A 25,632-nucleotide genomic window follows, 5' to 3' on the forward strand; every position below is an offset into this window, starting at 1 on the left:
AGTCGTTCACGCTTCAATGGAAATATCAGTGGCCGGGATCGCCTGGCAGGCGAGGCACATATCGGCTTCATCCGGCCCATGCCCTGTCATATGCGACACCTTGCCCGCCAGGACCTTGACGGCACAGCTCTCGCATTGCCCGACCCGGCAGCCGCTCGGCATGCTGATGCCGAGGCTCTCGCCGAAGGTGAGCAGGCTTCCCCGTTCGGGTGCCCATTCAGCCTTGATCTGCGAGCGCCGGAATTCGACGGCAAAGCGCTGTGACGGATCGAGGGCCGGCTTCGACGGAGACCGAAAGGCCTCCCTGAAGATATCGAACGGCGGTACGCCACGCTCGACGAGGCCCGCCGTGATGGCGTTCATCATCGACTCCGGGCCGCATAAATAGAATCGCGCGCGGTGCTGTATCAATGCGTCGTCCACGACGTCCGCTGTGAGGTAGCCCTGCATCTCGAAGTCGCGTCCGAGTACTTCGTCGCGCGGCTGGTTATAGCAATTTACGATCTTGAGCGTTGGCAACGCACGCTGCAATTGCGCAATTCGATTCCGGAACGCATGAGTCGAGCTATTGAGATTCGCGTAAAACAGCTGAGATTCCGGCGCTTGTGTGCCCAGCTGTCCGATCGTTTCCAGCCACGAAATGAAAGGCGTTATTCCAATCCCACCCGCGAATATGACGACCGGTCGCTTCGAAGCCGGGGGTACGACGAAGGTGCCGCTGGGGGCTTGAAGCAAGACCCGGTGTCCAACTGCCAACTCGCGATGAATATACGAGGACATGACGCCCTCGAACGGCTCACCGTCGACACTTCGGCTTCGCTGATGGCGCACGGATATCGAGTATGTCCGGCGATCGTTTTCAATCGCATGGCCAGTGAGCGAATAGGCACGTGTCGTTCCTCCTTCGTACAATTCCGGGATATGGATCGTCACATGCTGTCCGGGCAGATAGTCGGGGAGCGGTCCACCGTCGGCTGCGCTGAACGTAACCGTGCGAACGCCTTCGGCTTCTCCATGTACGGCCGACACGACAAAGTCCCGGAATCCTTGCCATGCCCGTCGCGCGGGATCGACCGACGGGTCGAGCGTGACGTCGCATGGCACGGCACGAAGCGGCGACGAACCGCTCAGCGGATCAACGATGGCGCCGGACACGATGCTGTTGTAGTTACTGTTTGTGCTTCCCAGGGCCGTCGACGATTCCATGCCGATCTCGTCGCACGCCTGCCACCAGCCGTACTCCGCGACTACGACATCCGGTGCGAGTTCGGGGACCACTCGCGCATGAAATCGCGCGCTGCCGTTTGTACTGGCGACGCGTATCCAGTCGCCGTCGACAATGCCCTTGATGGCCGCCAGATCGGCGCTCAGTTCCGCGACGGGATAAGGGGCACGGCGACGAAGGCTTGGCAGGCCACGATGCTGGCTGTGGCAGTAGTAGCCGTTCTTGACGGAAGTGAGCATATACGGAAAGCGTCGACGGTCAGCCGCGCGGGCTCCTTCTCCGCGGCTCGGCGGTACGTACTGAGGTACGGGCGGATAGCCGTACCGATGCAGCTTCTCCGAATAGAACTCGACGCACCGCGTTTCGGTCGCAAAGCCTCGCGGGCCATTCGGCGTCGTGCAAGCGTATTGCTTTTCCTGCTGCTTGAGCGGCCGGTAAATGCCCTCGGGATGTGAACGCAGCGTCGCGACGTCCAGGCCCAACGGTTCGAGAACATGGTTCCATCCTTTTTCGACGTCGCCACCGAAGAATTGATCCCCCATCCCGAGCCGGACCGCAAGATCGAGAACGATGTTGTAGTCTGCCCGGCTCTCCCCGCGGGGCGTCACCATCCGCTGCCGCAATTGAACCAATTCGACGGCCCGCTCATTGATCTCGAAGCCGAGACGCAGTCCTTCCCGTTCCCAAGGCGTGTTGACCGGAAGGAGGATATCCGCATAGCGGGCGGATGGCGTTTCGAACAGGTCGCAATGAACATGAAAATCCAGCGCGCACAGCGCGTCCCGCGCCAATGCGCTGTCGGCTTGTGACATCACCATGTTGGTGCCGAACGCGACTAGCGCGCGCACCCGATAAGGCTTGGACTCGAGAATCGCACGATAAACATCGCGCGCAGTCACCCATCCCTGGGACGGCGGACCGAGAGGTCGCTCGTCAAGTCCGAGTGCCTTTGTTCGCTGCTGAGGACTCAGCATGGCGTAGTTACTGAGGGGATTTGCTGGCTGCTTCAGCAACTCGCGGTTTGAACCCCGCGTATCGAATGCACCTGTCAGTGCATACAGCGTAGCGATCGCCCGCTCTGTTTGCGTCGCGTTCGTCTGTTGTCCCACGCCAGACCACGCGTGATAGGCGATGCGCTGGCGTGGGCTGAGCATCGCCGCCACGATTTCGATCGCCGAGGCGTCGACACCAGTGATTTTACTCACGTGTTCGGGCGTGTAATCAGACAGCGCACCGCAGTACAACTCGAAAGCGGGCGTACACGTGACCTCTATCACCCGGCCCGTCAGGTCGAATACAGAAATCTGGTGCGAGCCTGAAATCGACAGATCGGACGGCGACGTGCGCGCCTCTTCTCTGACAAGTTCGAGTCGATTGAGCGCGCCGTTCCAGACCGCATATCGATTGTTCGACGACTCCGGATCGATGTCGCGCTCACGCAAAAAATGTCCGCTATCACGACGAACCAGGAACGCGCCATTCGTCCACTCGCGGACAAATGCATCGTCGATATTTTCCGTCGCGATCATTTGCCGCGCGATTCCCATAGCAAGCGCGCCGTCCGTGCCTGGCTGCACGCGCAGCCATACATCCGCATCGCGCGCAAGCGCCGTGGGTCTCGGGTCCACGACAATCAGCTTTGCGCCGTTGCGCCGACCCGCTGCAATACTGTCCGCCTGGGCCAGCCACGTGTTGGCTGGATTCGTACCCCAAAGCACGATGACGTCGGAATTCCGGTAATCGGCCGTTGGCATGCCGCAGCCGAACGTAAACACGTGCGCGAAATCCTTGTGCCAGTTGCAGATCTCGGTCGCGTAGCAGATATTCGGACTTCCGAAAGACCAGACGAATCGCTCCACCCAGTCGATACTGTCGCTCATCGGCGTACCGCTCGGGGTGGTCACGCCGAACACTACCGATTCGGCGCCGTTTTCCCGCTTGACGTGCGCGAGCGTGGTCGCGATCTCGTCAAGCGCCTCGTCCCAGCTGATCCGTTTCCAGTGCGGATCGGCCGCCCCTTTTGGGGCAGTGCGGCGCATGGGATACAACACCCGGTCGGGGCTGTGTACGAGTTCCGGCGCGGCCTTGCCTTTCATGCACATCGCGTTGCCGGTCGGGTGCGTATTGTCGGGGCGCACCTTCAGCAACACGTCGCCGCGGACCGTGTTGACCGTGCCGCATCTTGACCGGCATAACGTGCAGTACCCCTTCTTCTCCTGCGTCTCCATCATCGTTCCACTGTTTCCTTTCATGACGGGATGCTATGCAGCCGAAATTGCCCTGCCTAATTCATATTTCATGCCTCGCGATATATAATTTTTCAATACCTCAGATTGGTCGTCGGTTCGAGCGGTCGGTGTGCACGGCGCCACAACCCAGCGGAGTACGTCAACGTGGCTACACACATTACGCTTCGCCAGATCGAATACTTCATCTCGGTGGCTGATACCGGGCAGATTTCCAGATCTGCCAATCTCTGCGCCGTTTCGCAGTCGTCGCTGACGATCGCGCTGAAGAATCTCGAAGACACCGTGGGGGTGCCGCTGCTGCAGCGACACGCGAGGGGCGTGCGACTGACCCGAGCCGGCGAGCGATTTCTTCGGCACGTGCAGAACGCGAATGTGTCCATCGGGCGCGCCGTGGTCGCGGCCCAGGAGGAACCTGAACAGATTTCGGGCCACGTTCGGGTCGGCGTCACGGAAACCGTCTCGGCTTACCTGATGCCGTCAATGCTTGCTACCGTCGCGCAGCGCTTCGAGCACCTGACTGTCGAGGTCATCGAAGACGCGCGTGAGGATATCGAGCAACGTCTCGTCGACAATCGGCTTGATATCGGTCTGATGCTTGTGTCCAATACGGCCAGCGTGGACGAGCTGAAATATGAAACGATTCTGCGCTCCATGCGCCGGCTTTGGACCCATCCGGATCACCCGTTGCAAGATGCGCAACAGGTCACGCTACAGGACATCGCGCAGGAGGACTACCTTTTACTCGACATGGACGAGCATGTCCGCACTGTTCGCAAGTATTGGGGAAAGTATGGGCTCGAACCGCATGTGCGTATCCAGAGCACGTCGATCGAAGCCGTGCGAAGCATGGTCGCGCTCGGCTTGGGCGTCACGATTCTTTCGGACCTCGTCTATCGTCCGTGGTCGCTCGAAGGGAACCGGATTATGAGGCGTGATCTGAGCATGCCGATCCCGACCATGGACGTCGGCGCCGTCTGGCACCGAAAGGGCATCCTGCCGACGCCCGCGAGAGTGCTGTTAGATCTCTTCCGGTCCTGGAAGAAGACAATCCAATAGTTGATCTTGCCTGACGGCATAGCGGACGTTCGTGATCACCTTCGCAGCCGCGGCTGCTGACCGACCTCTCCGGCGGAAGATGCGGCATGCATCATCGGTACGCGAGCGACCGGGAACTGATGCGAAGCCGACATACGAACGTCATACCTACGAGCCAGGTGAAGGACGTCTCATGGCCGAGCGGTGACATCCGAGTCAGTCCTCGATCTCCCGGTCTCAGCCGGGCTGAAGGTGCTGGCACTCCGTTTGGAACCAATAATCGACCAGGCGCTGTGCCGCTTGTAGATCATCCGGGTAATACGGATCATCAAACCAAGGTGACGGGTCGTAGCCCGCTTTCCTCAAGGCAGCGAGTTCGCTTTGGTGCTGCGCCATCGTAGGGGGCGCGTTTGTCTTGAGTGCCGCTAGGTCGCGGCACTCTATCGGAGTGAGGTGCGGCCCGGTATACGGCATGCCACCAGCGACACAGCCAGCGAGCAAAATCACCAGAACGGGAAGTATTGACCGTGTTCCAGGCCGATTTCTCATAGCACGTCTCCTTCCCTGCGCCGCGTCGTGAACCAACTCGTAGTGCCTTATCGCCCAGTTTGTGCCCTTCGGCCTTATCACGCTCCTTCGGTCGATTCACCACAGGAGACGCAAGCATCGTTCCTCCCGGCTATCGCGGAGGTTGGTCAGCGAGGCTGCGCCGCCAATAGGATCGCGCGAGGTTCGCATCGGCGGAGTCTCGGTCCTCAAGAGTCGCTCTTCGATCCGTTGCCGCCGGTCGGCGAGTCGGAGTTGCAAGGGCAAGTATCCGAGTGGAACGGCCATTCCAAACCGTCACTGGAGGATAACTCGTCGGCCTTAACTGACGTAGCGAAGGGCCGAGTCCTACCTCGGCAATGTTACGGATTGGAGACGGCGGCGGCATCGAGCAACGAGCGGCAGCTTCTTGTGGACGAGCCGCTCCAATGCATCGGCGTGGTATGGACAGCATGTCTCGACGGCTTGAGCATTCGCTTCGAGTTCCGCAAGCGCGACATAGGGCAGCATCGTTTCGCAGTATACGCGTGCCTACCCAGAACCACCTACTCTTCCCACACCTATCGGACCTTGGTCCAACAGAACGAACCTGTCCAACCTGCTAGCGTCGAAGAGGCGCCATGGAACGAGCCGGCCCTTCGCTGTTCGTCGCGACGTGATGCACAGAATGCGCCACGAAAGAGGCCACGACCGTTCGAAAGCTCGCCCTTCAATGATCAAACCAGCGATACTGAACCGCGACCGAAACGATCTGATAGTCACCCGCTGCGCGGGTAACGAAGCCGCGAGAATAACCGAGCTTGGCAGACCAGCCGCGACCGAGCGGGACCGCTAGCGTGACGCCGCCGCGTGCATTCGCCTGGCGAGCGCTGCTCGACGCATCATTGACGCTGGTGGCGCCTCCGAGGGCATAGCCGAGGTCGACGGCGAGCCAGAGCCCCGGCCGAAAACTGTAGCCACTATGCAGTTGCGTGACTGTGAGTGGTGCCTGGCGCTTGATCTGACCGTTGAAGAAGTCCGTGTTGTTCTTGAAGAACCAGACGCCAACCGAGGCCTCGAAGAACCAGTCTCCCCAAGGTTGCGATATCCCGATCTCTGGTTTGAACGCCCAGCGATTGTTGCCTACGTTCACGAGGTGCGAAGGTACATATTGACCTGTCGGCGCCTGCACGGTCAGGCTCGCGCCAAGCGAAGTGGCAGGCTTTGCGCGTGCAAACGCCTCTGGCTGAAGTGCGGGATTGCCAAACAGGTTCAATGCGAAGCGCAATTGCGTGTCGCCGATGCCGGCGCGGTGGACCTCGGTCGGCGCACCAATGACGAGCCCGCTCAGATTGCCGCTCACGAAGGGCTGGGCAATGCCGATCGACGCCGTGCGATTTGCCAGTGCGAACGTGCGCACGTAGCCGAGCACGAAGTTGTTGAGTTGCGCGCTGACGCCTGTTATCGGCAGGGAGGGATCGGTGAGCACGTCGCCACTCACATGGGCGTATCCCGCGAGGACAAAGTTCGTGCCGACGGGTGAAGGGGAATAGGTGCGCGGCTCCAGCTCTTGCGCGTGCAGGGTATTCGCCTGCCAGAGCACAACAGCGGCGCAGGACCAAACACAACTCCAGTGAGCGGAACGTCTGCTCATCGCGGTTCAATCCAATATGCATCGCAGATGCTGCTATCTGAACCGGGTCCAGAAGCGGAACGCCTTAAGTCGTCGCGCTTCCTCTGGCGATAGCACGGTTGTCGAAGCCTGCACGCCACCCTCCGTGCGTATCACGGCGCGGTTCTTATATCCGGGCACGCCGACGATTGACGACGTTCCTGCACATCCTCCGAATACGCAAGCGCAGAGGATGGCTAGCACCGGCGTCCAGGTGCTGTTCATTGAGGCACCCTCGGGCAATCGTGTCCGTGCTTCTGGTCTTCGTGTATCAGCGGTCTCCTGCAAGCGTGATGGCGGGGGACTGGCCGACTACGCTAGTGCGAGCGACTTCAGATTTTCAGTCGGGAAATCTTGGTGCCAGACAGCGACACATCACCCATCAGTCCGGCGTTGGTCATCACAATTGCTTGAACGGGTGCAGTAGCCGTTGTCGTATCGATCTGGCCGTTCGCTCCAACCTTCACCAGCGCAACCGATCCTTCGCCACCGACTGACCAGCCTTTCGAGTTGCGGAAGCTGTTAAGCGCATCATGGGTCATGAAGAGAAAGATGACAGCCTTGGATTGCGCACCTGCCTGCAAGCCGAATGAGCCCGCCGCCGTGCTGTAGTAGCCGACCGTTTTCCCGCCTACCCGCAAAGCGCCTTGACCGTATTCTCCCCCGGCGACGAAGCCAGCCTTGATCACAGCTGGGAATACGAGTACGCCATCCGCCTTGGCGACAAGTTCTTTTGAGCCTCTGACTGTCTCGTACAGCCGAGACAGTGTCGCGTTGACCTTTGCGTCGATTTCGTGACGCTTCGCTGCATCGGACTGTGCGGCAACGGCCTCAGTCATTGTCGCTGGGAATCTGGTCAGCGACAGTCCCACGATTATTAACGTTGCGGCACCTGTCTTCAGAACAGAACGTCTGGGCATCATCACCTCCATCAAGGGCTACGGTCGAAATTCACTACCTCTGCCTGTCCGGCCGGGTTCCTGGTTCATCGTCGTGCCAACAATATTTGGCAGACTCGCGCGTTGCGCAATAGGACTTAGGTCCAATATGGTGATGGCAGCCTCTTGCAGAGGTGCGCCGGCTCGACTGCCGGTATGCGTTCGTCATAGCGAGCGGGCTGGCGGCTTCCTGATGTACTTCAGACGTTTGAGTGTCCGTGCAACGGCACGCGTGAATGACCTGTCCTGGCCGCACGGTGCCCCATGCAAACCGCATCGGCGACTCGATCTCCGTTGGGGTCGATCCACAACACGCGACCCACGAGGGACAGTGGCCGATCTCCAAAGCAGCCGTTCGAACAGGACGTCCCAGGTGCGCTAGCGAAACGGTTGCCGGGTTCCCAAACTCACAACGACACAACTGTATGCGCTGTCGGCGGTCACGCTGGCCGCTCAGTAATCGATGGCGTTCGCGCTGTTTCACACCACGGCGCGGCGCGCCCAGAGAACTAGATAACCGTATTCGGCGCTTCCATTGGATGCGCTAGCTTGGCTTCCAGCGTTGCTTTGACGTCAGGCCATTCGGTATCAATGATGCTGAACCGCACCGAATTCCGCTTGCGGCCGTCAGGCATGATCCGCTCATGACGAACGATACCTTCTTGCTTTGCGCCGATGCGCAATATCGCCGCCCTCGACTTCTCGTTGAGTTCATCGGTTGTGAACTGGACGCGGACGCATTGCATTACTTCGAACGCATATTTCAACAAAAGGTATTTTGCCTCAGTGTTTGCCGCCGTTCGTTGGACGGACTTGCTCAGCCAAGTGTGGCCGATTTCCAGCTTCCTATTGCCCCGGTCGATCTTCCAAAAGCGCGTGCTGCCGATGATGCGGCCGCTGTCACGAGCGACAACAACGAACGGGATCACGTGACCTTCGTGAAGCCCCCGCAATGCTGTAGCGATGTATGGGTCGATAGTCGACGGTCCCGGCACGACAGTCACTTTCAAGTTCCATAACTCGCCGTCTGCCGCAGCGTCGATGAGCCGAGGCGCGTCTTGGAGTTCAAGGATGCGAAGATCAATGGTCTTACCAACGAGAGTCAGCCGAGGTGCGTCGCTCATAACCATGAGTGAAGTGAATTGATGATCCCGCTGCAAGCTGCTGCCTCCTCGACGACGTCCAAATGCAAGCTTGCTATGAAGCAGCGGCGAGAACCAAGATTGTCGGCGATCTAATGCGTGCCGTCGAGCGGCCGCTCCTGGCCGCACCTTGCCCCACGGCCGAGCGTGGCGATCGCGCCGGGTGTTCATCTCATGCAAAAGGCATAACCCGACCCATTGCGGTCTCCCGAGTGGATGCGAATTCAATGGCCGATCCTGGAACCACCTCGGCCATTAGGCTGGACCGCCAACCTGGGTCGCCCAGCCGGTTAACGTCGCCGGCCAGAAAGTCTGATAAACAGTTTCGCTGCCCGGGAGTCGCGGGCCGCAAGTGCGCGTTTTCGATGAACAAATCGTCAGCGTTGAGCTTTCAAGAACGCGGATCTTGTCCTACGATCCTTTGCAGGATCGCGGAGAGGAATTGTTCTTAAGCTTGCACGTGAAAGAGCGATGCCTCGCGCACCCAACGTCAAGTGCAGTGGACGTTGCGACGAGGTGAACAACGAGGGTGATCGCAATGCATTTGCTTCGTCGCGATTTTAATCAACTCCTTAACCCGAGGCGGTTCGCATACCTCGCGGCAGTTCTTTCCATTTCTGTGTTATCGGCTTATGCAAGCGCCGCAGATCTAGACACTTTCTGTTCAAAACCCCAGCAACAGGACGCGCCTCAGGAAATTAGAGATTTTTATAACAAACGCTGCGTGGATTATCTGAAATCGCAAGTGGAATTTAAAATAGCGGGCTTCTCCATAGATCCCAAGAATTTTCCTCCTATCGCGGCTCTTATGGGGGTGATTGGCACTCTAGTTGGCGTCTACTTGACCAGCTTTTTCGCCAATCAGAAATGGCGAAGAGAAACAAAATTCCAGATTCAAAGTGACCGATTTAAGGAAGGAAGCGAGTTCATCGATGATCTTTCGGACCTAATAGGAAAACGGTATTTCCTGCTTTCCCGGTACTTCGACGCCGTTGAAGCATCGCAAACTCAAGTCGCAATAGATGAAAAAGAAAAGGAATATTTCAAGGTTGTCAAGACATGGAATTTTTCTTCACGCAAAAATATGAACAAGCTCCGGCTTTTAATTGACGTTGAGTGCGCTATCACCTTTCTCGATTTCGACGACGATTTCAGAGGCCAAAACCCCCTCAGCCTTCACTACAAGTTTGTTATCGCTCATAGAGCTGTACAGGACTTCAGAAATGCTAAAGCGAGCGCACAGCCCGTTGCAGTTATCGACACGAAGTTAAAATACGCGACTAAGAAAGTGGAACGGGTAAACTGGGCGTGTTCGACATTTCTTGAAAGCATAACTACAAAGTTTATGAAACGGGCAGTCAATCTCCAATTGCTAAAAGTGCCGGAGACCGCAGGCCCAGCGGCGGAAGCATTTGAACGGAGATTCACACAACACGACACCAATTAGTTAGTCGAACCTGAACAATCCGGTGAGCCTTATGCGGCATGGCTTTGGAGCCGAAATGGTGTTGTGGGAATTGCAGAGACCTGGCATATTGGTGCGTGAATCCTGCAAATCCTGGCGAGGTGCAGATGGGTCCGAAGACGCCTGTGCCGGAACAAGACTTCTTCCGGCAACCGCTGCGAGAACAGATCAACCTTAAGCATCCGCTGGTGCGCCTGACTGATCTGATCAACTGGGAGCGGCTGGACGCATCGATGAGCGAGAGCTTCGTGTCGCACAAGGGGCGACCGGCAACGTCGCCGCGCCTGGTTGCCGGACTGCTGTATCTACAGCACGCGTTCGACCTGTCCGACGAAGAGGTGATCTGGCAATGGGTGGAGAACCCTTATTGGCAGGTGTTCACTGGCGAAACCTTTTTGCAGACCGAGCCGCCGATCGACCCATCGAGCCTGACTCGCTGGAGGAAGCGCCTGGGCGAAGCCGGCGTTGAGGAGTTGCTGGCCGAGACGATCGAAGCGGCCAGGCGTGCCGGCGTGATCAAGGCGTCGAGCGTGAAGCGCGTGATCGTTGACACCACAGTTATGGAGAAAGCGATTGCCCATCCAACCGACTCACGATTGCTTGAGCGGTGTCGCGAACATCTGGTCAAAGCCGCAGCGCGGCACGGACTGAAGCTCAGGCAGAACTACAACCGGGAAGCACCACGGCTTGCATTGCAGATTGTGGCCGCTACGCTCATGCGAAACAGTTCAAGAGGATGAGAAAGTCGTTGCGCACGCTGCGCTCCCGGGTCGGGCGGGTCATGCGCGACGTGGAGCGGCAGGCCGGCCAGGTGGCCGAAGGCGGCCGAGCGGCGCTGCTGGAGCTGATTGCGCGCACGAAACGCATCCTGTCGCAAAAGCCGAAGGACAAGAACAAGCTCTATGCGTTGCACGCGCCGGAAGTCGAGTGTCTGGCCAAGGGCAAGGCACGCACTCCTTACGAGTTCGGCGTGAAAGTTTCCATCACGACGACACACAAGGAAGGGCTGGTGATCGGCATGCGCTCGATGCCGGGCAATCCGTACGACGGGCACACACTGGCTGAAGCGCTGGAACAGGCAGCGATCCTGAGTGACACGAAGCCCGAGGTGGCAATCGTGGATCGTGGCTACAAAGGTGTCGCCGTCGACGGCGTGAAAATCTACCACCCGGGTTTGCGACGCGGCATCACACGCACACTACGCGCGATGATCAGGCGGCGCAGCGCAATCGAACCAGCCATCGGCCACATGAAGGCAGACGGAAAACTTGATCGGAACTGGCTCAAAGGCGCGCTCGGCGATGCGATGCACGCGGTGCTGTGCGGCGCCGGCCACAACCTGCGGATGATCCTGAGGAAGCTGCGGCTTCTTTGCGTCTTCGTTCTCGCCGCTCTGATCAACCGCCAGGTTGCCGCCGACGTGATGGTCTGACGCCGGTGGCGCGAGAAACGAATTGTTCAGGGCCGACTAGTTAAGTTGATGTGCAAGGCACAGGGTCGACTCGCTGTCTGAACGCGCTCATGTTGCCGATAGCTTCCTGATCAACTTGCGCGTCTTTCAGAATTGCACCCATGTGAATGATCGCACCGGGAACAAATCGTTGCGGCTCAGGCGCAGCATAGCCGCCGTTGGCCGATTTTTGCATTCGCGCCGGCGGCGGCTTCGACCGACCGAACGCTCCAGTTCTGTGAATTCAAATGAAAGGCTGGTTCCCGAGTGGATGCGACGTCTGAAAGGCTGAGCGACGGCACGTGGGAATGACGCTTCATGGCCGGGTTGAGGCAGTGCCACCGGTAATTCGCTCTCCGGAGACCGGCCATTGAGCAAGGGCGAACGAGCCCTTCGTTATTCAGATTGGATGGCGACCTCGACCGGCGGCTTGTGGCCGAGGGCGTGTGGAAACCCCGTTTTCTGCCGCTGAGGGCGACGGTGCCGGTCGGATCGATCAAGTTAGATGCGTCGAGCTTACGCTAATCAAACATTGCGGCCGCAAGAAGCCCGTCAGGGCCTCAGCTCGTAGCCAATTTCATCGCCTTCATCATTCCGGCAACCCCCAGTATGTTGAGGACGCGCTTGAGGTTGTAGGCCAGCACCTGAAGGCTCATTTCGGTACTCACCCGTTCCAGCGTCCGGGTCAGGAAGTGGGTGGCCCCCATCCAGTGCTTCAGCGTGCCGAAGACGTGTTCGACAGTGCTTCTTCGGATGGTCATTGCATCAGGCTTCCGGTCGAGTCGACGCTGCATAACTTCCAGTACATGTTCGTGCTCCCATCGTCGAATGCGGCGATAGTCGCTGGGCGAACAGCGCTCCTTGAGATGGCAACGCGGGCATGCGCTGGGCCAGTACACGCGCAGATTCATGTCTTTCTCAACGGTCCTGAATCGAAGAATTGCGCGCTCACCGGCGGGGCATTGATATTCATCGCTTCTTGCAATGTAGATGAAGTCGCGTTTGGTGAAGAGCCCTTTCTTCCTTGACGCCGAGGTGAGCGGTTTCGGGACATACGCCGTGATCCCTGCGAGTTCGCACGCGCGGATGTCCGGACCGCTGAAGTAACCCCGATCAGCCAGGACTTTCAGCTTTGGCTTGCCCATCGCGATCTTTGCTGACAGAGCCATCTTGCTAAGTTGACCATGATCGCCTCCGATATTCGTCACCTCATGTTCGACAACAAGATGATGCTTCGTATCAACTGCTGTCTGAACGTCGTAGCCGACCGTTCCGGTTCTCCTGCCGCCGCTGGCCATAGAGCGGGAATCCGGGTCAGTGAGCGACAACTGTCCGTCCGGTGCATTCCTTAAATGATGTTTGATCTGCTCGAGCTTACGCATCCGCTGGCGCAGGAGCGCGATCTTCTCGTACAGGCGTACGGTCTTCACATCGAAACCAGTTGGACTGGTCCGATCTGCAGTTTCAATCATGTCGAGGTATCGCTGGACGCTTTCCTCGATCTGCTGCTGGCGCTTGTCGATTTTGCCCGCAGTGAAGTTTCTATCGCGGCTGTTCACGGCCTTGAACTTGCTGCCGTCGATGGCGACCATGTCACTGGATAGCAGCTTCAGTCCTCGACACAGCTCGACGAAGCGACGGCATACGTTGCGAATGGCCGGGCCATTGTCGCGGCGAAAGTCGGCGATCGTCTTGAAGTCTGGCGCCAGACGTCCTGTCAGCCACATCAGCTTGACATTGCGTTGGCATTCGCGCTCAAGACGCCGGCTTGAGGGTACCCGGTTCAGATACCCGTAGATATAGATCTTGAGCATCACGCCGGGGTGGTAGGACGGGCGCCCGGTGATTGCGGGCGTGGTGCCGTTGAAGCCGAGCGTCGTGAGGTCCAGTTCGTCCACGAACACGTCGACGATTCTGACCGGGTTGTCCTGGCCGATGTAGTCATCGACGCATTCGGGAAGTAGTGCGACCTGCTTGCGGTCATCGCCTTCAACGAATCGCTTCATGAGTCACCCGGTCTCAGTGAGTTGATTCAGTTTAGGCGATCAGTGCGTTTTCACACAGGCTCTGGCCACAACGGCCATTCGGTTGCACACGTCGGCCGACAGGTACTCGGCCAAAACCAACGGTCAGCTGTTGCCGTTAGTGAGGAAGCTTCAGTTGGCTTTTCTGGCATTCGGACATCCGCAATCGTGATGTCAGGGTTCAATGCCAGCATACGCAAGTACGCAGACAAGAGCGATTTGCGCTCCTCTCATGGCGTCTCCCGCCTGACCGCAAACCCGGCGGCGACCCAGCCGATGGAGGCGAAAATGACGCCACCGACAATCGCGAATATCGAGTAGGCAATCACTGATCCCCAATCTCGAACACGAATATTCGTCGGTCGGTTTGCGAAGAACGCCTTGAGAACGTCTTCGCTCTGGTCACTTGTGCCAAGCCACTTGTCAACGTCAGTCTCAGTTGCCCCCTTGAGCACTCTGACTTTTTGCGCCTCGGCGTCTTTTTCGAGGCTTCGCCCAGTTACCTGCTCATATACTGCTTGCTTTTCGTGAAAGGTCATGTCTCGGGAGCTACCAATCGCTTCAAACACAGCCACTCCGCCGAACAGAAAAAACCAAATGAGACCGATGGCTTTCAGAAGAACACAAATACGTCCGATCCCCTCCATATCTGATGCCCCGAAATTATGTGACCACGCTCACAGCCGCAGTGTGAGCGATTATGCGTTAGGGATTTTACTGTAACTAGTAGACTTAGCAACTTCAGGCCGGCCGAACGGAACGCAATTCCTCCGGGATTATGCGCCTCTCAGGAATCTATTTTGTCCGGGAGCGGCGACAGGCCGCTATTGGCCCGATCCACCGTTGAGCTCGCAGAGTGGTTCGCCGTTAGTAGGTCGCGTTCGGCAGGAGCCGATCCATTCCGGCACTTGCGTGCAGCAGCACAAATCCGAGGGACGGTGTCGGGGTGTAACGGCCAGCACTTGGCGGCTGCAATCGGTGAACCTGCCCACGCAGACCTTCCTGCGTTAGCCGGACAGGCGTACCTTCCAATATCTCTGGAGTCACGCCGCACTCCGCGTAGATTGCCTCCGCGGCAGCAGACAGCCAAGCAAAACTAATCCCGCCGCTCGAACGAATCGACGTTCATTGTCTGAAGTTCAGCGTAGCCCCCCATTGCGTGAAGTCGGACTTGAAACCCGAAACCACGCCGTTTTGATCTATTCGAAAGCAGTCTGCTTCAATGCTAGTAGCGGAAGGGGAAACAGCTAAGGCAGGCGTGATTATTGTATTTAGGCAGAGCCATGCGGTGGTCGAAGTGTCCGCCTCAAGTGACCAAGTTACGTACTGCTGGTCAGGAAACAGTGTGGAATTGTTTTTGTAGTTACTGCCAGAATAAAAGCCGCCAGTCATGCCTACTTTCGCTGTTGCCGGAAGGAGGGTTTGCTTTTTGACCAGCATCGCGTTGTTCGAGCCGTTTAAATTTCCCCATACGAGAAGCGGCGCAACCGAATAGTAAATATCCGAAGTCGAAGTGGAGGCTGCGACACCGTTTTTTTTCAGGATTGATGCCTGCGAATACGTCTTACGGGACGAGGGGTAAATAAGCGTATTGACTTTGTCTGGGCCGGGACTCAGCGTAACGGTGAGAGCGTAGCTGTTTCCCGATGCGTCAGTGGCGCTGGTGCTAAAGGATGACGACGTGGAAACCAGCGACGCGAACGTTGCCTCCACTGGAAAATTAGGCGTCGCTGCAACAGCGGCAGTAGGCTGAGCGCCGCCACCCCCACCGCCACCGCCGCCACAACCTGCCAAGGCGGATATAAAAATTGCGATAGGAAAACACGTCTGAGCGAAGCTGCTGGTTTTCATTATTCCCCCGAATTCGTATGGTCAGCGAGTCTTGTGTGACGAATTTGCGTCGGAATGATCCTAGGCTATCTCGGTTAAGGGAAACGTTAGACCCCGTACAGAATCCCCTAAACTGGTCCCGCGCGAGCGTCGGCAACGACCGTCATCCAGATATGTCTTCGCCGCTGACCCATATACAGTGATCATGAGCAAGGTCGGAGGCGCTTCGGGTTCGGGATGAAGTGGGGATACGGGCAAAACCGGGGAAAGGCCTGGTTCGGGGTCCGACTATCGTGCACAATGACGAGTCATCGGGCACGGGCCCACCCTCGACACGCCCGTGGTTCTAGGCGTTAGAAGCTCCGCAGCGTCGAGGTCGCAATTGACAGCAACCGTTGGCCGCCGCGCCGCGAGGGAGTGCTTCTCACTCCGTCGAAGTTTTTCATCTCTCAGGTTCGGTTCCGAACCGCCGATAAACATCGGTCAGCCGGAGAATACTTCCTGTGTGCATGGCGGATTTGCCGAGCGCTGTTAGTGGGTGGCAATAGGTAACCCGTTGCTTAATTTCGTAGTGTTAGCCAATAAACATTCCAGTAACAACGCACAGGCATGCGAATGAAAAATATAAGAGCAGTGATTTTGACGTTGTTAGCCCTCGCCTTGACTGGCTGTGCCCATCCAATAAAAATCGCACCCGACGCGTCTAACATATACCGCGGCCCTAATGATCCACCTAAGATTAAGGCGAGCGTCGGTGTAATTATCCCTGAGGTATTGACAAACCTCGAGGTAACAACCCCCGGCGGCGGCGGCGACAATGTTAGATATTTTCCCTATAGAGACTTGCAAGTCTCATATGAAAAGATGTTGTCGAACGTTTTCGATAATGTCGTTCGCATGGCATCGCCGGAAAGCACGACAAACACCGCGGGACCTCGAGTAAATCTCACTGTAACGCCTGAGCTGATCACCAGCTCCGGATCGACTGGCTTCTTCACTTGGCCACCAACCAACTTCACCGTAGATTTGACAACGGTTGTGAGAGGCGCGGACGGGAAGATTCTGTGCACTCCTCGAGTGGTGGGAAATGGACAGGCAGCCGGGTTCTCTGATTTCAAAGGTGACTTTGGAATTGCGGGAAGGCGAGCCATGGAAGATGCTGTGAAAAAGATGCAGCGGGTATTGTCGCAGGAGAGTTATGGTGAGGTCGCTACAGCCACTGCAGTTCCAACTTTATCGGCAGTAGGCGGCGTTTCCGCAGAGACGCAGGAAACGGCAACTGCAAGACTCGACAAGCTCAAGGGTCTGCTTCAAAAGGGTTTGATAACTCAAGGGGACTATGACCAGAAAAAGATGGAGATACTGAGCCGTTTCTGATGACGAACATGAGCCGTCGGCATGGTCCAATTGAGCGTATGTCCGCCAAGCGCTACGGAGCGGGGCGCAACTTTACCGGCGCATTCGGTCTATACCGCCGAAGTTGCTTCACCCAGAAGTGGCTTGTCGTGGAGCGCACAATGTGGCGCACGCCATTGGCCGGAGCCACGCATTTGCTCTTTGCGCACGCGTCCGTAACTCGGATTAAACCAGGCATATGGATGCCCGCATCCGGGCGTCGTCGAGAGACCGTAGTTGGCCGTTCCCGGAAGATCCGACCGTCACCCGGCTCGACGGCGCGGAGGGCTCATAGCTACGCTCAATTCGAAGTCTTCGGCGTTATCGGTTCGAGCCCGGTCCCCTCAATCGCGGGGGCCGCGTCCGGCGATGACAGAAAACGGATCAGGGCCGCTGCGCCCGCTGGATTTCTGGCATTGGTGGAGATGCCCCCGGAAAACACCGTGTACCTTTGGGCCTCCGCAGGCAAATTGCCGAGCACCGTCACCCCGTCGACCGGCAACAGTTCGACGATCTGCTGAAATCCGATCTCCGCCTCGCCGTTCGCGACGACGTTGGCGACCCGCTCGGATCGGATCATGCGGCTCTTGTTCGCCACCTGCTCCTGGATACCCAGACGCCGGAATAGTTCGCTGCCGATATAGACTCCATTGGCGTCGTCCGGATAGACGATCGACTTGGCGGCGAGCAGCGTGCGCCGCAGTGCGTCAACCGAACTGATATCCGGCTTCGGTGCCCCCTCGCGAGCCGCGATGCCAATTGCCGAGCGTGCGAAGTCCACCTTGCTGCCAGACACCACCTTGCCAGCGTTGACCTGATCGTCGAGTGCATAGCCGACCACGATCAGCACGTCTGCCCATTCGCCGCGCGCCAGTCGCACAGGGATGGCATTCGCGGCCGTGCCCGCCACAGGCCCCCAGACAGTGACCAGCGTCTCGCCGGCCGCCTGCTCGAATTGTGGGCCCAGTGCGCGATAGGCTGACGCAAACGCGCCCGAAATCATCACCTTAACTTCATCCGCCGAGGCCGCGACGCTGCCCAACAATGCGCCCGTGACGCATAATACGAGTACATGAACCCTCAGCTTGCGGCAAATCACGGCCCTCTCCATGTCGATCGGATGATCCAGCCCAGACATGCATCAAGTCTCGACGCCACTGATGATGTTCGCCGGCAGCGCGGCAGCGCGCGCAGCACCGATGCCCCGCCAATTCGAAGTCCCTCGAGGCCGCCGTTTGCGCGATGGCCGCCGCGCACAACTACCCTATGTGCGGACGGGCTTCGTCGACGTCGCCTTCAGCGCTTCAAGCGGGTACGACGATTACTTCGAATGGACAGCGTCAAGCAGGGCGCACGGGCGGAATTCATAGTTGACGTCATCCCCGCCATATTAGCCCGTTAGCGCTATGGGCCACTTTGGTTCGGCTGAGTGACAGCGCTCAGATATTGCGTGGCACGACGGTCAGCGCGCGACCCGGACCGGTCAGCTGCCGTTCGCATCAGCTGCCATTCGATATCATTCAGCAGGGGTTGCCCAAGTGCTCCAACCGACTATTTCCGCGGTTGACCAGACGCTAGCTCGGCTCGCTTTTTCAATGCGTCATTCATCGCATGCATGCTAATAACCGTGTCCCTTAGGACGCTCTGAGTCAGGGTGCCAGCAAGAATGCCGGTGAATGTTTCAGCTTGGATAAAGCGCGTTTTGCTGTCGACAGGTTCGAGAATGAAGCGGTGCTCGCCGTCAAAAAGATCAGGAAACCAAACCTACCCTTTCCGACGTAATTCTCGAACAACCTGCACCGCCAATATCTTGGGATGAAACACCATTGCGTCTGGCTCCGTCCCCTCCAAAAACTCGATGACGTTGCCTTCACGAAACTGCCCTCGTAATTGCGAAATCTCCGGATTCCACAATGGGTAGTCGTCGGTCGCCGTGAGGAGCGTCCACACCGTCTGAGGTGGGCTGTCAATCAAAGTCTCTGTTTCAATCGAACCGTTGTGGTGCAGCGCCAGTATTGCCAGGAACGCCAGGAAAATGTAGCGGTCGCCCAATGAGATTGCTCCAGCTTCAGCGCTACCTTTGCTATAAGGGTTGGCGGAAGAGGTCTGGGTAACAATACGATGTTCTCATTGACCAGCGAGTAGTTTGTCGAGCAGCGCTTGCGCTAATTCACTGAAATTGCCGTTTGGATGGTCGGTTAAGTATTTGATGACGGCCTCGGAAGTGCCAACGCTTTGCGCGGTTGTCCAGTCTTCGTGGTCCTTTGCAAAGCGCAAATCAAGTTCGTCTTCAGTGAGTGGATGCTTGTCGGATGGAGGACGGAAATAAAAGTCTTCTTCCAGAGAGGTGCTTCCCACGGGATCTGTCTTCCTTGCGACGCCCTTCGCACCGAGAATCTGACGCGTTTGAATACGTCTTCAATCTTGGAATCAGGCCCCCGATTCGGTCGCCAGCGATCCTTCGTCTTGACTTTGACCGGAAAAGCGCTAGCACTAATGTGTGAGCACTGGAAATATCATGCCTTCCGCGCGGACGCGCCGTACCGAGCCGGCTGCGCCCGTTCGCGCCGCGCAGTACATCCGCATGTCCACCGACCACCAGGAGTACTCACCTGTATTTCAGCGCGAAGCGATCGCACGATATGCCGCCGCGCACGGTATCCGGGTTGTCCGGGACTATGAAGATGCTGCGATCAGTGGACTGACGCTGCGTGAACGCCCAGCACTGATCCAGCTATTGATCGACGTGGAGAATCCGGCGCGCAGATTCACTAGCGTGCTGGTGTACGACGTCAGTCGCTGGGGACGCTTCCAGGATGTCGATGAAAGTGCGTTCTACGAATACACCTGTCGCCGCGCCGGTGTCGACGTCATCTATGTCGCCGAGCCGTTCGAGAACGATAGCACTCCTGCCACGTCGATACTGAAGGCACTCAAGCGGGCGATGGCCGGCGAATTCAGTCGCGAGATGTCACGTAAAGTCTTTCTCGGGCACTGCCTGAACGTCCGGCGTGGCTTTCATGCGGGCGGCCCCCCCGGGATTGGATTGCAGCGCATTCTGGTCGGCCGGGATAACAGCGAGCGTCGGTGCCTCGCTCCGCGTGAATACAAAAGCGTACAGACTGACCGCATCATCGTCGCGCCGGGGCCGCCACGCGATGTCGCGCTGGTCCGCAAGATTTACGAATGGTACGCAATGCAACCGGTCAGCGCGGCGGCAATCGCGCGCCGCCTGAACGGCTTTGGAATAGTCAACGGTGCTGGCCGCACCTGGCAAGGCGCCAACATACTGGACATCCTGCGCAACGAAAAGTACATCGGCACCAATGTCTACAGCCGGACGACCTCGAAACTCGACCGTGGCTGGGAGCAGTTGCCGCGGGAGGAGTGGATCCGCATTCCGGACGCGTTCGAGCCGGTCGTCGACCGGCGCATCTTTGCCGCTGTTCAGCAGAAAATGGCACGCGTCGGACGTAGACCAACACGAAACGAGATTATTGAAGGCCTACGCAAGGTGGTCACGAGAGCAGGCAGACTCAATCAGGCAACACTGAGACACTACCGGAGTGCGCCGTCTATTGAACAGGTAATGCACGAATTCGGGAGTCTGTATGAGGCATACAAGATCATTGGATACCCACCGAACCTGAATCCCGAGCGGTCCGAAAACCGGTATGTCGAGCGCCTGATGGAGCGGCGCGTTGCTGATGGGACGACCGACAAGCTGCGGGAGCTGGGTCATCAAGTCCGATACGAGAAACACACGGGCACGCTGTGCATCGACGGCGCACTACGGTTGCAACTGGTTATCCGGAGCCCGTGGCTGATCCAGGGACATTTGCCATACTGGATCGCCCGCTGGCCCGATTGCTTTGCGATTGACTTTCTTGTGTATGGCCGCATTGAGCGCGCAGGCAAGGAACTGCTCGACTTTCACATTCTCCCCCAGGGTAGTCTGCCGAAGGGCGAATACACCGTGCTGTACCGGTACGGCCAGTCTCATTTCGAGCCGTACCGGCATCCTGATCTTACGTCACTGATCGAGCTTGCCGCCAACGTGCCGCTGGAAGTATTGCCGGCGGCGTACCACCCTGCTATGAAGTAATCGTTATGCGAAAAGATCATCCACGCGCCGCAATCTGTCCTGGCGAAGAGGACGTCGCGTCCGTCTGCGACGCGTCGACCCGCGCGAAATCCCGATCCTCGCCGCAGATCAAGGCTCGGAAAGTCCTTATGCTGGAGCGAGCGCGCCAACAGACGGCGATCCGGCAGATGGAAGCCGTCCGCGTCGAGAGGGTCATTGTCGGCAACGCGCTGACGGAACTCCTGTCTGATGCGGCGTTCGTCGCACTCCTGCGATCGCAGGGATTTGTCACCATGCCCCGACGCCTGCGCGATAATCTTGAAGGCCGCTCACCGTGACCCATGCCCGACCTGCCCGATATGTTGCGCGATCCGACAGACAGTCAGCGGATCGCGCGTGTCCGCCTGGAATCTGCCCAGAGGCAGCCGACCAGTTGACTGGGTACAGACTGCCTGAACGGACCCATACCGCGCTGGCTCGGATGGTGCCATCCCGCCAGGTCGCTGTGGCCAGCGTGATGGTGCGGCAAAACAACTGCAGCGGCGATTTTGCGCGCGCGCTACTGGCGGCGACGCCCGCTGGCCTTCGGGCGGATGACCCACGGGGACGGCAGTCTGATCGCGAAGGTGTGAGACGTCTGGCGGACATGGAGCGTGGGCTTATCAGGGTGCAACTTGTCGCGCAGGAGCTGGCGGCAGGGTATTACGATGACCTGTTCCTGCTCGCGCTGACTGCCAGTTTTGTGGGGAGCTGGATGCGCAATGACGTGGTGAGGTTGTGGCTGCAGTCGCGATATCCCGGTAACGCGGTCACCCTCGGGCGGATGGCATCGCGATCGGAATGCGCAAGGCATGCAAAACGGCCGATGAAGCTTGCTTATACCCCGGTCAGTGCAGGATGACAACGGGTCCGCAGCCATTAGGTCGGGTCCCGCCATAACCTAAGGTAAAGGGGTCCAACACTGGCACGCGTGCAGTGTGCAGGCAGTGCGGATCGCCTGACATTCCCACAGGGAGGGTGCGGCGCATACGCCAACTAGTGCTATCACACCTCCGTCGCACTCAGGCGTCGCTGTGCCGTTTATGCAACATGTGTCGCGCTGGCGTTTTTTGACAGACAGCCGTTCCAGACTTTGATAGCCTTTGTCGTGGCCGGGCACTCGACGACAGGAGGGCTTCACCATGCTGCGATGGCTTGCAAACTGGGCTTCACATCACGCGCCCACGCCCGAGAAACAGGCGGAACGTGCACTTAATGACCTGCGCATGGAACTGTTCCAGGCCGAGCAGCATGTGCTCGATGCACAGCTACGCGTTGATTACTATCGGGCCCGGCTGACCTTTCTGGAGGAGGTGGCCAGTAAAGGCATCGAGCAGGTCTCCGACGAGCGCAAAGGCCTGCAGGAACCGTCGCCGGCATTGAGGCCCGGACTGAAACTGACCGCGGCGCAATAGTGTTCGGGCTCGCACCGCTGTGCGCTGTGCTCTGGATGCGAAAACGGGCCTCTGCAGCAGACTGCATCGGCGGGGTCGTGGCGGCGCAACGGTCAGCACGAGCGATGCTCCCGACGGGAAGTGCGTTCACACGCACGGTGGCGAAGAACGGTTCAACGCCATCGTCCAGCGCATTCAATGCGCATCCAATGCAGACGAACCCCATGCAGACTGAGCGGTGAGGCCTGACCATCCAGTAATCGGCACCAGTCGGCGCCCATCACCGCGGCGGCCGGTTGTCGCCGCACGTCCCGACCATGCGCCACCTGGTGGCCGGCTACAGATCCGAAACGTCGTTCGACATGTTACTCCCTGAGAAGCTCGATGATGAGGCACGCGCTGAACTCCTCTGCTACCTGGTGATTGGGGAGCTTGTCGCAATGGCGCGAACCGGCAGCTGGTTACGCACGGATCACCTGGTCGAGTCTTCGCGTATCTGGCTGAAAGCGAATGCAGCGACATGTCATTGGCAGGATCGGATTGCGCTGGCGGCCGCAGCCGCCGAACTGGCGCCGGGCATCCTTCGAACCTTCCCGCTAACTACGGAGCGCTCGCTGACACCGCTCTTCGCAGACGGATGGAGGCTCGACTACAGGTCGCCGATCGTTTGCGATATTCACCAGATCTGCGCCAGCTTCGTTGCGCAAAAGTAATGCGCTGCATTGAGCGATCTCTGGTTTTACCCTGCAAGACACGCTGTCCTGCGCCAGTCAACTTAGGGTCGGCTGCGGATAGCCATTGCTCACCCCCATGCGAGTCGAAAGTTTGCCCGCCAATTTCCCAGTGCGTCCACGGTCTGTCGTTGGACCGCCCGCAGCTTCCCGGACCCGACGGACGAACCATCCGCACAATTCGGCCATAGCCGACATTGAGGCGAGCTGGGTTCTCCGTCGGCAATGTGGCGGATTGCCGACGGTGACGGCATCAAGCAACCCGACGGCAGCTTTCAGTGTCAGCGAATTCACACTTCCGACCCCCTTCCGCCATTCGACGCGGCGTGTAAACGACGACCGCTTTGAAAGTACAACGGCCGTTACACGGTCGTGTTGGTCGCCGGCGCTGCTCGGCTTAGCTAAGCCGGACACCGGAACGTCCCCGGCTAAACGGGGCGGATCTCTAGGATCGTTCGACGAAATGCCTCAGCCCGAGCGAACGGGAACTCGCAAAAAATGTCAGACGTTGCCCTAACACTCCAGTGGGGCGACCCGCAGATTGCCTGGCACTGCCGAAAGTCTTTCGCCGTTATTGCGATTGAACCGCTCTACCTGACTGGTTCAGTCACAGCCGTACGGCTGTGCGTCCGTCACTGTCGCCCGAGGCGGCTTCGGCGGTAACCCGGTACAAATGGCGGGCGCGCTGTCGACCGTATTTAACAGTGCAAATACTTGACGATCAGACTTTTCAGTGTGCGCTGTCGCACACATTAGATCGAAATAAATGTTCCGCCGATAAAATAACCGCTCTCCGACAACTATATTTAGCTTGTTTTAACCTGCCTAAACCGAGGAGAGACGACATGAACAAGACGCAGACAGCCATCGCCGCTTTGTTTTCCCTTTGTATCGGCACATCCGCATTTGCCGACTCATGCGACCCAGCGAAGGTTGGTGCTACAAACTCTATGAATGTGACTATCGACGGAAAGGAGACCGAAATTCGTCAAGCGATGGTCGCTCTGGGCACTCAAAATACCGAGGTAGCTAAACAACTTATATCTCAAATGCAAGATGCAATAAATACGATTGAGAAGAACCGAGGAAGAGCTAGCTCGGGCGCCGGGGATGAGGCCTTCTTGCAATGCAAGAAAAACCAAATTCCTTTGCAAACCGCCATCGATCTTGGCGTCGTTTATGCGACCGGTGGATTAGCAGTACTTTTACCGCCCAAAGCATGGCACATTGACGCCGGAGATATTGCTTCGGGGAATATACTCGGCGGAAATTGCAGCTTTGTGCGCAACCCGCTTGGGCATGGCTGTTAGTCTGCGGATGTTGCCCACCATTTAACACCGGTACACGTCGATTGGCATTAAGTTCCGATGACGCTGGATTTGAAACAGTGATCAGATCCACGGAAGTCAGCGGTGCATGCAAGTATCGTCGGCGTGCGCGGGACGAGGAGCGCCAGATCGTCCAGACTGACCTGCTCACGTCAGCTGTCAAGCCAAAACCGACATCCAAGTGTCTCGCTAGCGGCGCGAATCGAATGACTGGAGATGGCCGGCAGCCGAAGCTCGCAGTTCAAGCGCGGCGCATTCGCGCCGGCCGCACCACGAACTTCCGTACCCGACCCGTTCCCGCCGGACGCCCGGCGTCCGCCCTTCGTCCGGTCTGAACGCGCAACGGTCGCTCGTAGAGTCGCCTCTAAACTGGTGAAGGGATAATATCTACAGGCGTAATTGGCGCGTTCGTTTTAACGAACACTTAAGAGTACCGCGATGATGGGACGAATTCTCGATGTTTTAGGGCGTCTAGTTAGTTCTCTCGCAGCCTCCCTTCGCTGGTTGCTGCGGTTCGAGAAATCCATCACGACTGAGAATCTTTCTCGCTGGAGCGCGTGGGCGACTATATGTAGTCTCGTAGTAGCTTTCCTGTCACTCCATCAGCCAACCGACGTAGCTTCTCCGTCGACGTCGCGGAGCCCTAAGGATGCGCCCGCGTCGGCTCAAACTCCGCCGGCGGAGCGCAAAGCCGCCGCTTTGAACACGACCGCCCGAGACAACAAAGCCGGGGATCCAGCGCAAGCTCAATTTGTGTCAACACCGAGCGTAGAGACAGACAGTCTTCGCATATCGGCCCCAATCATAGACACAAGCAAAAGCTACTATCAACGTCTCCCTGTGTTAAAGCTAGATGACGTAAAAATTGACGATTTTTTTCGGCCCGACAAGTATATGCGAGAACCCACTTGGGTCCCGACACAGAGATGGCAGCAGATCCAAGCTTGCGCAGAGAAATTCAAGTCTAATCGAGCTAAAGTCAGACGATGCGGCGATCTTCGCGCCTTGAATAGAGGTGGCTCCGGAAATTCGGACAGTTCATTGAGTGGAAAAGCTGGGGCGTGAGTCGGTCATAATGGCCGGCGACAAGGAACCAGAAGATGACG

The 25,632-nt window shown here is 58.0% G+C and carries 20 protein-coding genes and 1 pseudogene; 10 read left to right on the plus strand and 11 right to left on the minus strand.

All coding sequences use genetic code 11. The annotated features are described in order from the left end of the window. Window positions 1-6 precede the first annotated feature (6 nt). The gene (locus tag B0G75_RS17715; protein WP_106308064.1) at window positions 7-3,453 is read right to left on the minus strand and encodes a molybdopterin-dependent oxidoreductase; all 3,447 of its coding nucleotides are present in this window, start codon (window positions 3,451-3,453) and stop codon (window positions 7-9) included. 165 nt (window positions 3,454-3,618) lie between these two features. Between B0G75_RS17715 and B0G75_RS17720 the strand changes: the two genes are divergently transcribed. Continuing rightward, a complete protein-coding gene (locus B0G75_RS17720) occupies window positions 3,619-4,530 on the plus strand; it encodes a LysR family transcriptional regulator (protein WP_106307940.1) in 912 nt (303 codons plus the stop codon). Window positions 4,531-4,746: 216 nt separating this feature from the next. On the opposite strand, the gene B0G75_RS17725 is transcribed toward B0G75_RS17720, so the two are convergent. The 4 genes from B0G75_RS17725 to B0G75_RS17740 form a co-directional block, all read right to left on the minus strand. Beyond that, window positions 4,747-5,058 (minus strand): DUF4148 domain-containing protein, encoded by a 312-nt coding sequence (locus B0G75_RS17725; RefSeq protein ID WP_106307943.1) that lies wholly within the window; start codon window positions 5,056-5,058, stop codon window positions 4,747-4,749. A 706-nt stretch (window positions 5,059-5,764) separates the two neighbouring features. Next, window positions 5,765-6,688 carry a transporter gene (locus B0G75_RS17730; RefSeq protein WP_258194526.1) on the minus strand — a complete coding sequence of 308 codons (924 nt, stop codon included), beginning with the start codon at window positions 6,686-6,688 and terminating at the stop codon, window positions 5,765-5,767. A gap of 350 nt (window positions 6,689-7,038) precedes the next feature. Then, the gene (locus B0G75_RS17735) at window positions 7,039-7,626 is read right to left on the minus strand and encodes a YSC84-related protein (protein WP_106308070.1); all 588 of its coding nucleotides are present in this window, start codon (window positions 7,624-7,626) and stop codon (window positions 7,039-7,041) included. A gap of 527 nt (window positions 7,627-8,153) precedes the next feature. Continuing rightward, window positions 8,154-8,768: a GNAT family N-acetyltransferase gene (locus B0G75_RS17740; RefSeq protein ID WP_106308073.1), complete on the minus strand. Its 615-nt coding sequence runs from the start codon at window positions 8,766-8,768 to the stop codon at window positions 8,154-8,156. Window positions 8,769-9,324: 556 nt separating this feature from the next. On the opposite strand from B0G75_RS17740, the gene B0G75_RS17745 reads away from it, so the two are divergent. Beyond that, window positions 9,325-10,233, plus strand: coding sequence for a hypothetical protein (locus B0G75_RS17745; protein WP_106307946.1), 909 nt, complete (start codon window positions 9,325-9,327; stop codon window positions 10,231-10,233). A gap of 125 nt (window positions 10,234-10,358) precedes the next feature. Further along, window positions 10,359-11,683, plus strand: a pseudogene (locus tag B0G75_RS17750) (IS5 family transposase). 578 nt (window positions 11,684-12,261) lie between these two features. On the opposite strand, the gene B0G75_RS17755 reads toward B0G75_RS17750, so the two are convergent. From B0G75_RS17755 to B0G75_RS40215, 3 genes are all read right to left on the minus strand, one after another. Continuing rightward, window positions 12,262-13,707 carry an IS1182 family transposase gene (locus B0G75_RS17755; protein WP_106307949.1) on the minus strand — a complete coding sequence of 482 codons (1,446 nt, stop codon included), beginning with the start codon at window positions 13,705-13,707 and terminating at the stop codon, window positions 12,262-12,264. A gap of 248 nt (window positions 13,708-13,955) precedes the next feature. Further along, window positions 13,956-14,372 (minus strand): hypothetical protein, encoded by a 417-nt coding sequence (locus B0G75_RS17760; protein WP_106307951.1) that lies wholly within the window; start codon window positions 14,370-14,372, stop codon window positions 13,956-13,958. A 478-nt stretch (window positions 14,373-14,850) separates the two neighbouring features. Further along, entirely contained in the window at window positions 14,851-15,576 is a 726-nt protein-coding gene (locus B0G75_RS40215) for a hypothetical protein (RefSeq protein WP_146142520.1), read from the minus strand. A gap of 594 nt (window positions 15,577-16,170) precedes the next feature. Between B0G75_RS40215 and B0G75_RS40220 the strand changes: the two genes are divergently transcribed. Beyond that, complete coding sequence (locus B0G75_RS40220; protein ID WP_146142521.1) at window positions 16,171-16,932, plus strand: SHOCT domain-containing protein; 762 nt, start codon at window positions 16,171-16,173, stop codon at window positions 16,930-16,932. Between the two features lie 319 nt (window positions 16,933-17,251). Here the strand turns inward: B0G75_RS40220 and B0G75_RS17770 are convergent, their stop codons facing one another. The 3 genes from B0G75_RS17770 to B0G75_RS17780 form a co-directional block, all read right to left on the minus strand. Next, a complete protein-coding gene (locus B0G75_RS17770; protein WP_258194527.1) occupies window positions 17,252-18,049 on the minus strand; it encodes a substrate-binding domain-containing protein in 798 nt (265 codons plus the stop codon). Window positions 18,050-18,714: 665 nt separating this feature from the next. Then, window positions 18,715-19,002, minus strand: a complete 288-nt coding sequence (locus B0G75_RS17775; protein ID WP_106307958.1) for a hypothetical protein — start codon at window positions 19,000-19,002, stop codon at window positions 18,715-18,717. A 75-nt stretch (window positions 19,003-19,077) separates the two neighbouring features. After that, window positions 19,078-19,308 (minus strand): hypothetical protein, encoded by a 231-nt coding sequence (locus B0G75_RS17780; RefSeq protein ID WP_106307962.1) that lies wholly within the window; start codon window positions 19,306-19,308, stop codon window positions 19,078-19,080. A gap of 160 nt (window positions 19,309-19,468) precedes the next feature. Here B0G75_RS17780 and B0G75_RS17785 point away from each other — a divergent pair, with 160 nt between their 5' ends. The 6 genes from B0G75_RS17785 (at window position 19,469) to B0G75_RS17810 (ending at window position 24,508) form a co-directional block, all read left to right on the plus strand. Next, window positions 19,469-21,055 carry a recombinase family protein gene (locus tag B0G75_RS17785; protein WP_258194528.1) on the plus strand — a complete coding sequence of 529 codons (1,587 nt, stop codon included), beginning with the start codon at window positions 19,469-19,471 and terminating at the stop codon, window positions 21,053-21,055. Window positions 21,056-21,060: 5 nt separating this feature from the next. Further along, a complete protein-coding gene (locus tag B0G75_RS40225; protein ID WP_146142522.1) occupies window positions 21,061-21,372 on the plus strand; it encodes a hypothetical protein in 312 nt (103 codons plus the stop codon). A 143-nt stretch (window positions 21,373-21,515) separates the two neighbouring features. Beyond that, a complete protein-coding gene (locus B0G75_RS17795; RefSeq protein ID WP_106307968.1) occupies window positions 21,516-21,935 on the plus strand; it encodes a hypothetical protein in 420 nt (139 codons plus the stop codon). Window positions 21,936-22,215: 280 nt separating this feature from the next. Continuing rightward, window positions 22,216-22,488: a hypothetical protein gene (locus B0G75_RS17800; protein ID WP_106307971.1), complete on the plus strand. Its 273-nt coding sequence runs from the start codon at window positions 22,216-22,218 to the stop codon at window positions 22,486-22,488. Window positions 22,489-22,784: 296 nt separating this feature from the next. Beyond that, complete coding sequence (locus B0G75_RS17805; RefSeq protein WP_106307974.1) at window positions 22,785-23,180, plus strand: hypothetical protein; 396 nt, start codon at window positions 22,785-22,787, stop codon at window positions 23,178-23,180. An 863-nt stretch (window positions 23,181-24,043) separates the two neighbouring features. Then, on the plus strand, window positions 24,044-24,508 hold the full coding sequence (locus B0G75_RS17810; RefSeq protein WP_106307977.1) for a hypothetical protein: 465 nt from the start codon (window positions 24,044-24,046) through the stop codon (window positions 24,506-24,508). Window positions 24,509-25,632 lie beyond the last annotated feature (1,124 nt).

The sequence above is a fragment of the Paraburkholderia sp. BL18I3N2 genome (genome assembly GCF_003001875.1).
Lineage (GTDB): Bacteria > Pseudomonadota > Gammaproteobacteria > Burkholderiales > Burkholderiaceae > Paraburkholderia > Paraburkholderia phytofirmans.

Coding starts and splice junctions, on each gene's coding strand:
- B0G75_RS17715 (WP_106308064.1), bottom strand. CDS start 3,453: ATGGAGACGCAGGAGAAGAAGGGGTACTGCACGTTATGCCGGTCAAGA.
- B0G75_RS17725 (WP_106307943.1), bottom strand. CDS start 5,058: ATGAGAAATCGGCCTGGAACACGGTCAATACTTCCCGTTCTGGTGATT.
- B0G75_RS17730 (WP_258194526.1), bottom strand. CDS start 6,688: ATGAGCAGACGTTCCGCTCACTGGAGTTGTGTTTGGTCCTGCGCCGCT.
- B0G75_RS17735 (WP_106308070.1), bottom strand. CDS start 7,626: ATGCCCAGACGTTCTGTTCTGAAGACAGGTGCCGCAACGTTAATAATC.
- B0G75_RS17740 (WP_106308073.1), bottom strand. CDS start 8,768: ATGAGCGACGCACCTCGGCTGACTCTCGTTGGTAAGACCATTGATCTT.
- B0G75_RS17745 (WP_106307946.1), top strand. CDS start 9,325: ATGCATTTGCTTCGTCGCGATTTTAATCAACTCCTTAACCCGAGGCGG.
- B0G75_RS17755 (WP_106307949.1), bottom strand. CDS start 13,707: ATGAAGCGATTCGTTGAAGGCGATGACCGCAAGCAGGTCGCACTACTT.
- B0G75_RS17760 (WP_106307951.1), bottom strand. CDS start 14,372: ATGGAGGGGATCGGACGTATTTGTGTTCTTCTGAAAGCCATCGGTCTC.
- B0G75_RS40215 (WP_146142520.1), bottom strand. CDS start 15,576: ATGAAAACCAGCAGCTTCGCTCAGACGTGTTTTCCTATCGCAATTTTT.
- B0G75_RS40220 (WP_146142521.1), top strand. CDS start 16,171: ATGAAAAATATAAGAGCAGTGATTTTGACGTTGTTAGCCCTCGCCTTG.
- B0G75_RS17785 (WP_258194528.1), top strand. CDS start 19,469: ATGCCTTCCGCGCGGACGCGCCGTACCGAGCCGGCTGCGCCCGTTCGC.
- B0G75_RS40225 (WP_146142522.1), top strand. CDS start 21,061: ATGCGAAAAGATCATCCACGCGCCGCAATCTGTCCTGGCGAAGAGGAC.
- B0G75_RS17795 (WP_106307968.1), top strand. CDS start 21,516: ATGGTGCCATCCCGCCAGGTCGCTGTGGCCAGCGTGATGGTGCGGCAA.
- B0G75_RS17800 (WP_106307971.1), top strand. CDS start 22,216: ATGCTGCGATGGCTTGCAAACTGGGCTTCACATCACGCGCCCACGCCC.
- B0G75_RS17805 (WP_106307974.1), top strand. CDS start 22,785: ATGCGCCACCTGGTGGCCGGCTACAGATCCGAAACGTCGTTCGACATG.
- B0G75_RS17810 (WP_106307977.1), top strand. CDS start 24,044: ATGAACAAGACGCAGACAGCCATCGCCGCTTTGTTTTCCCTTTGTATC.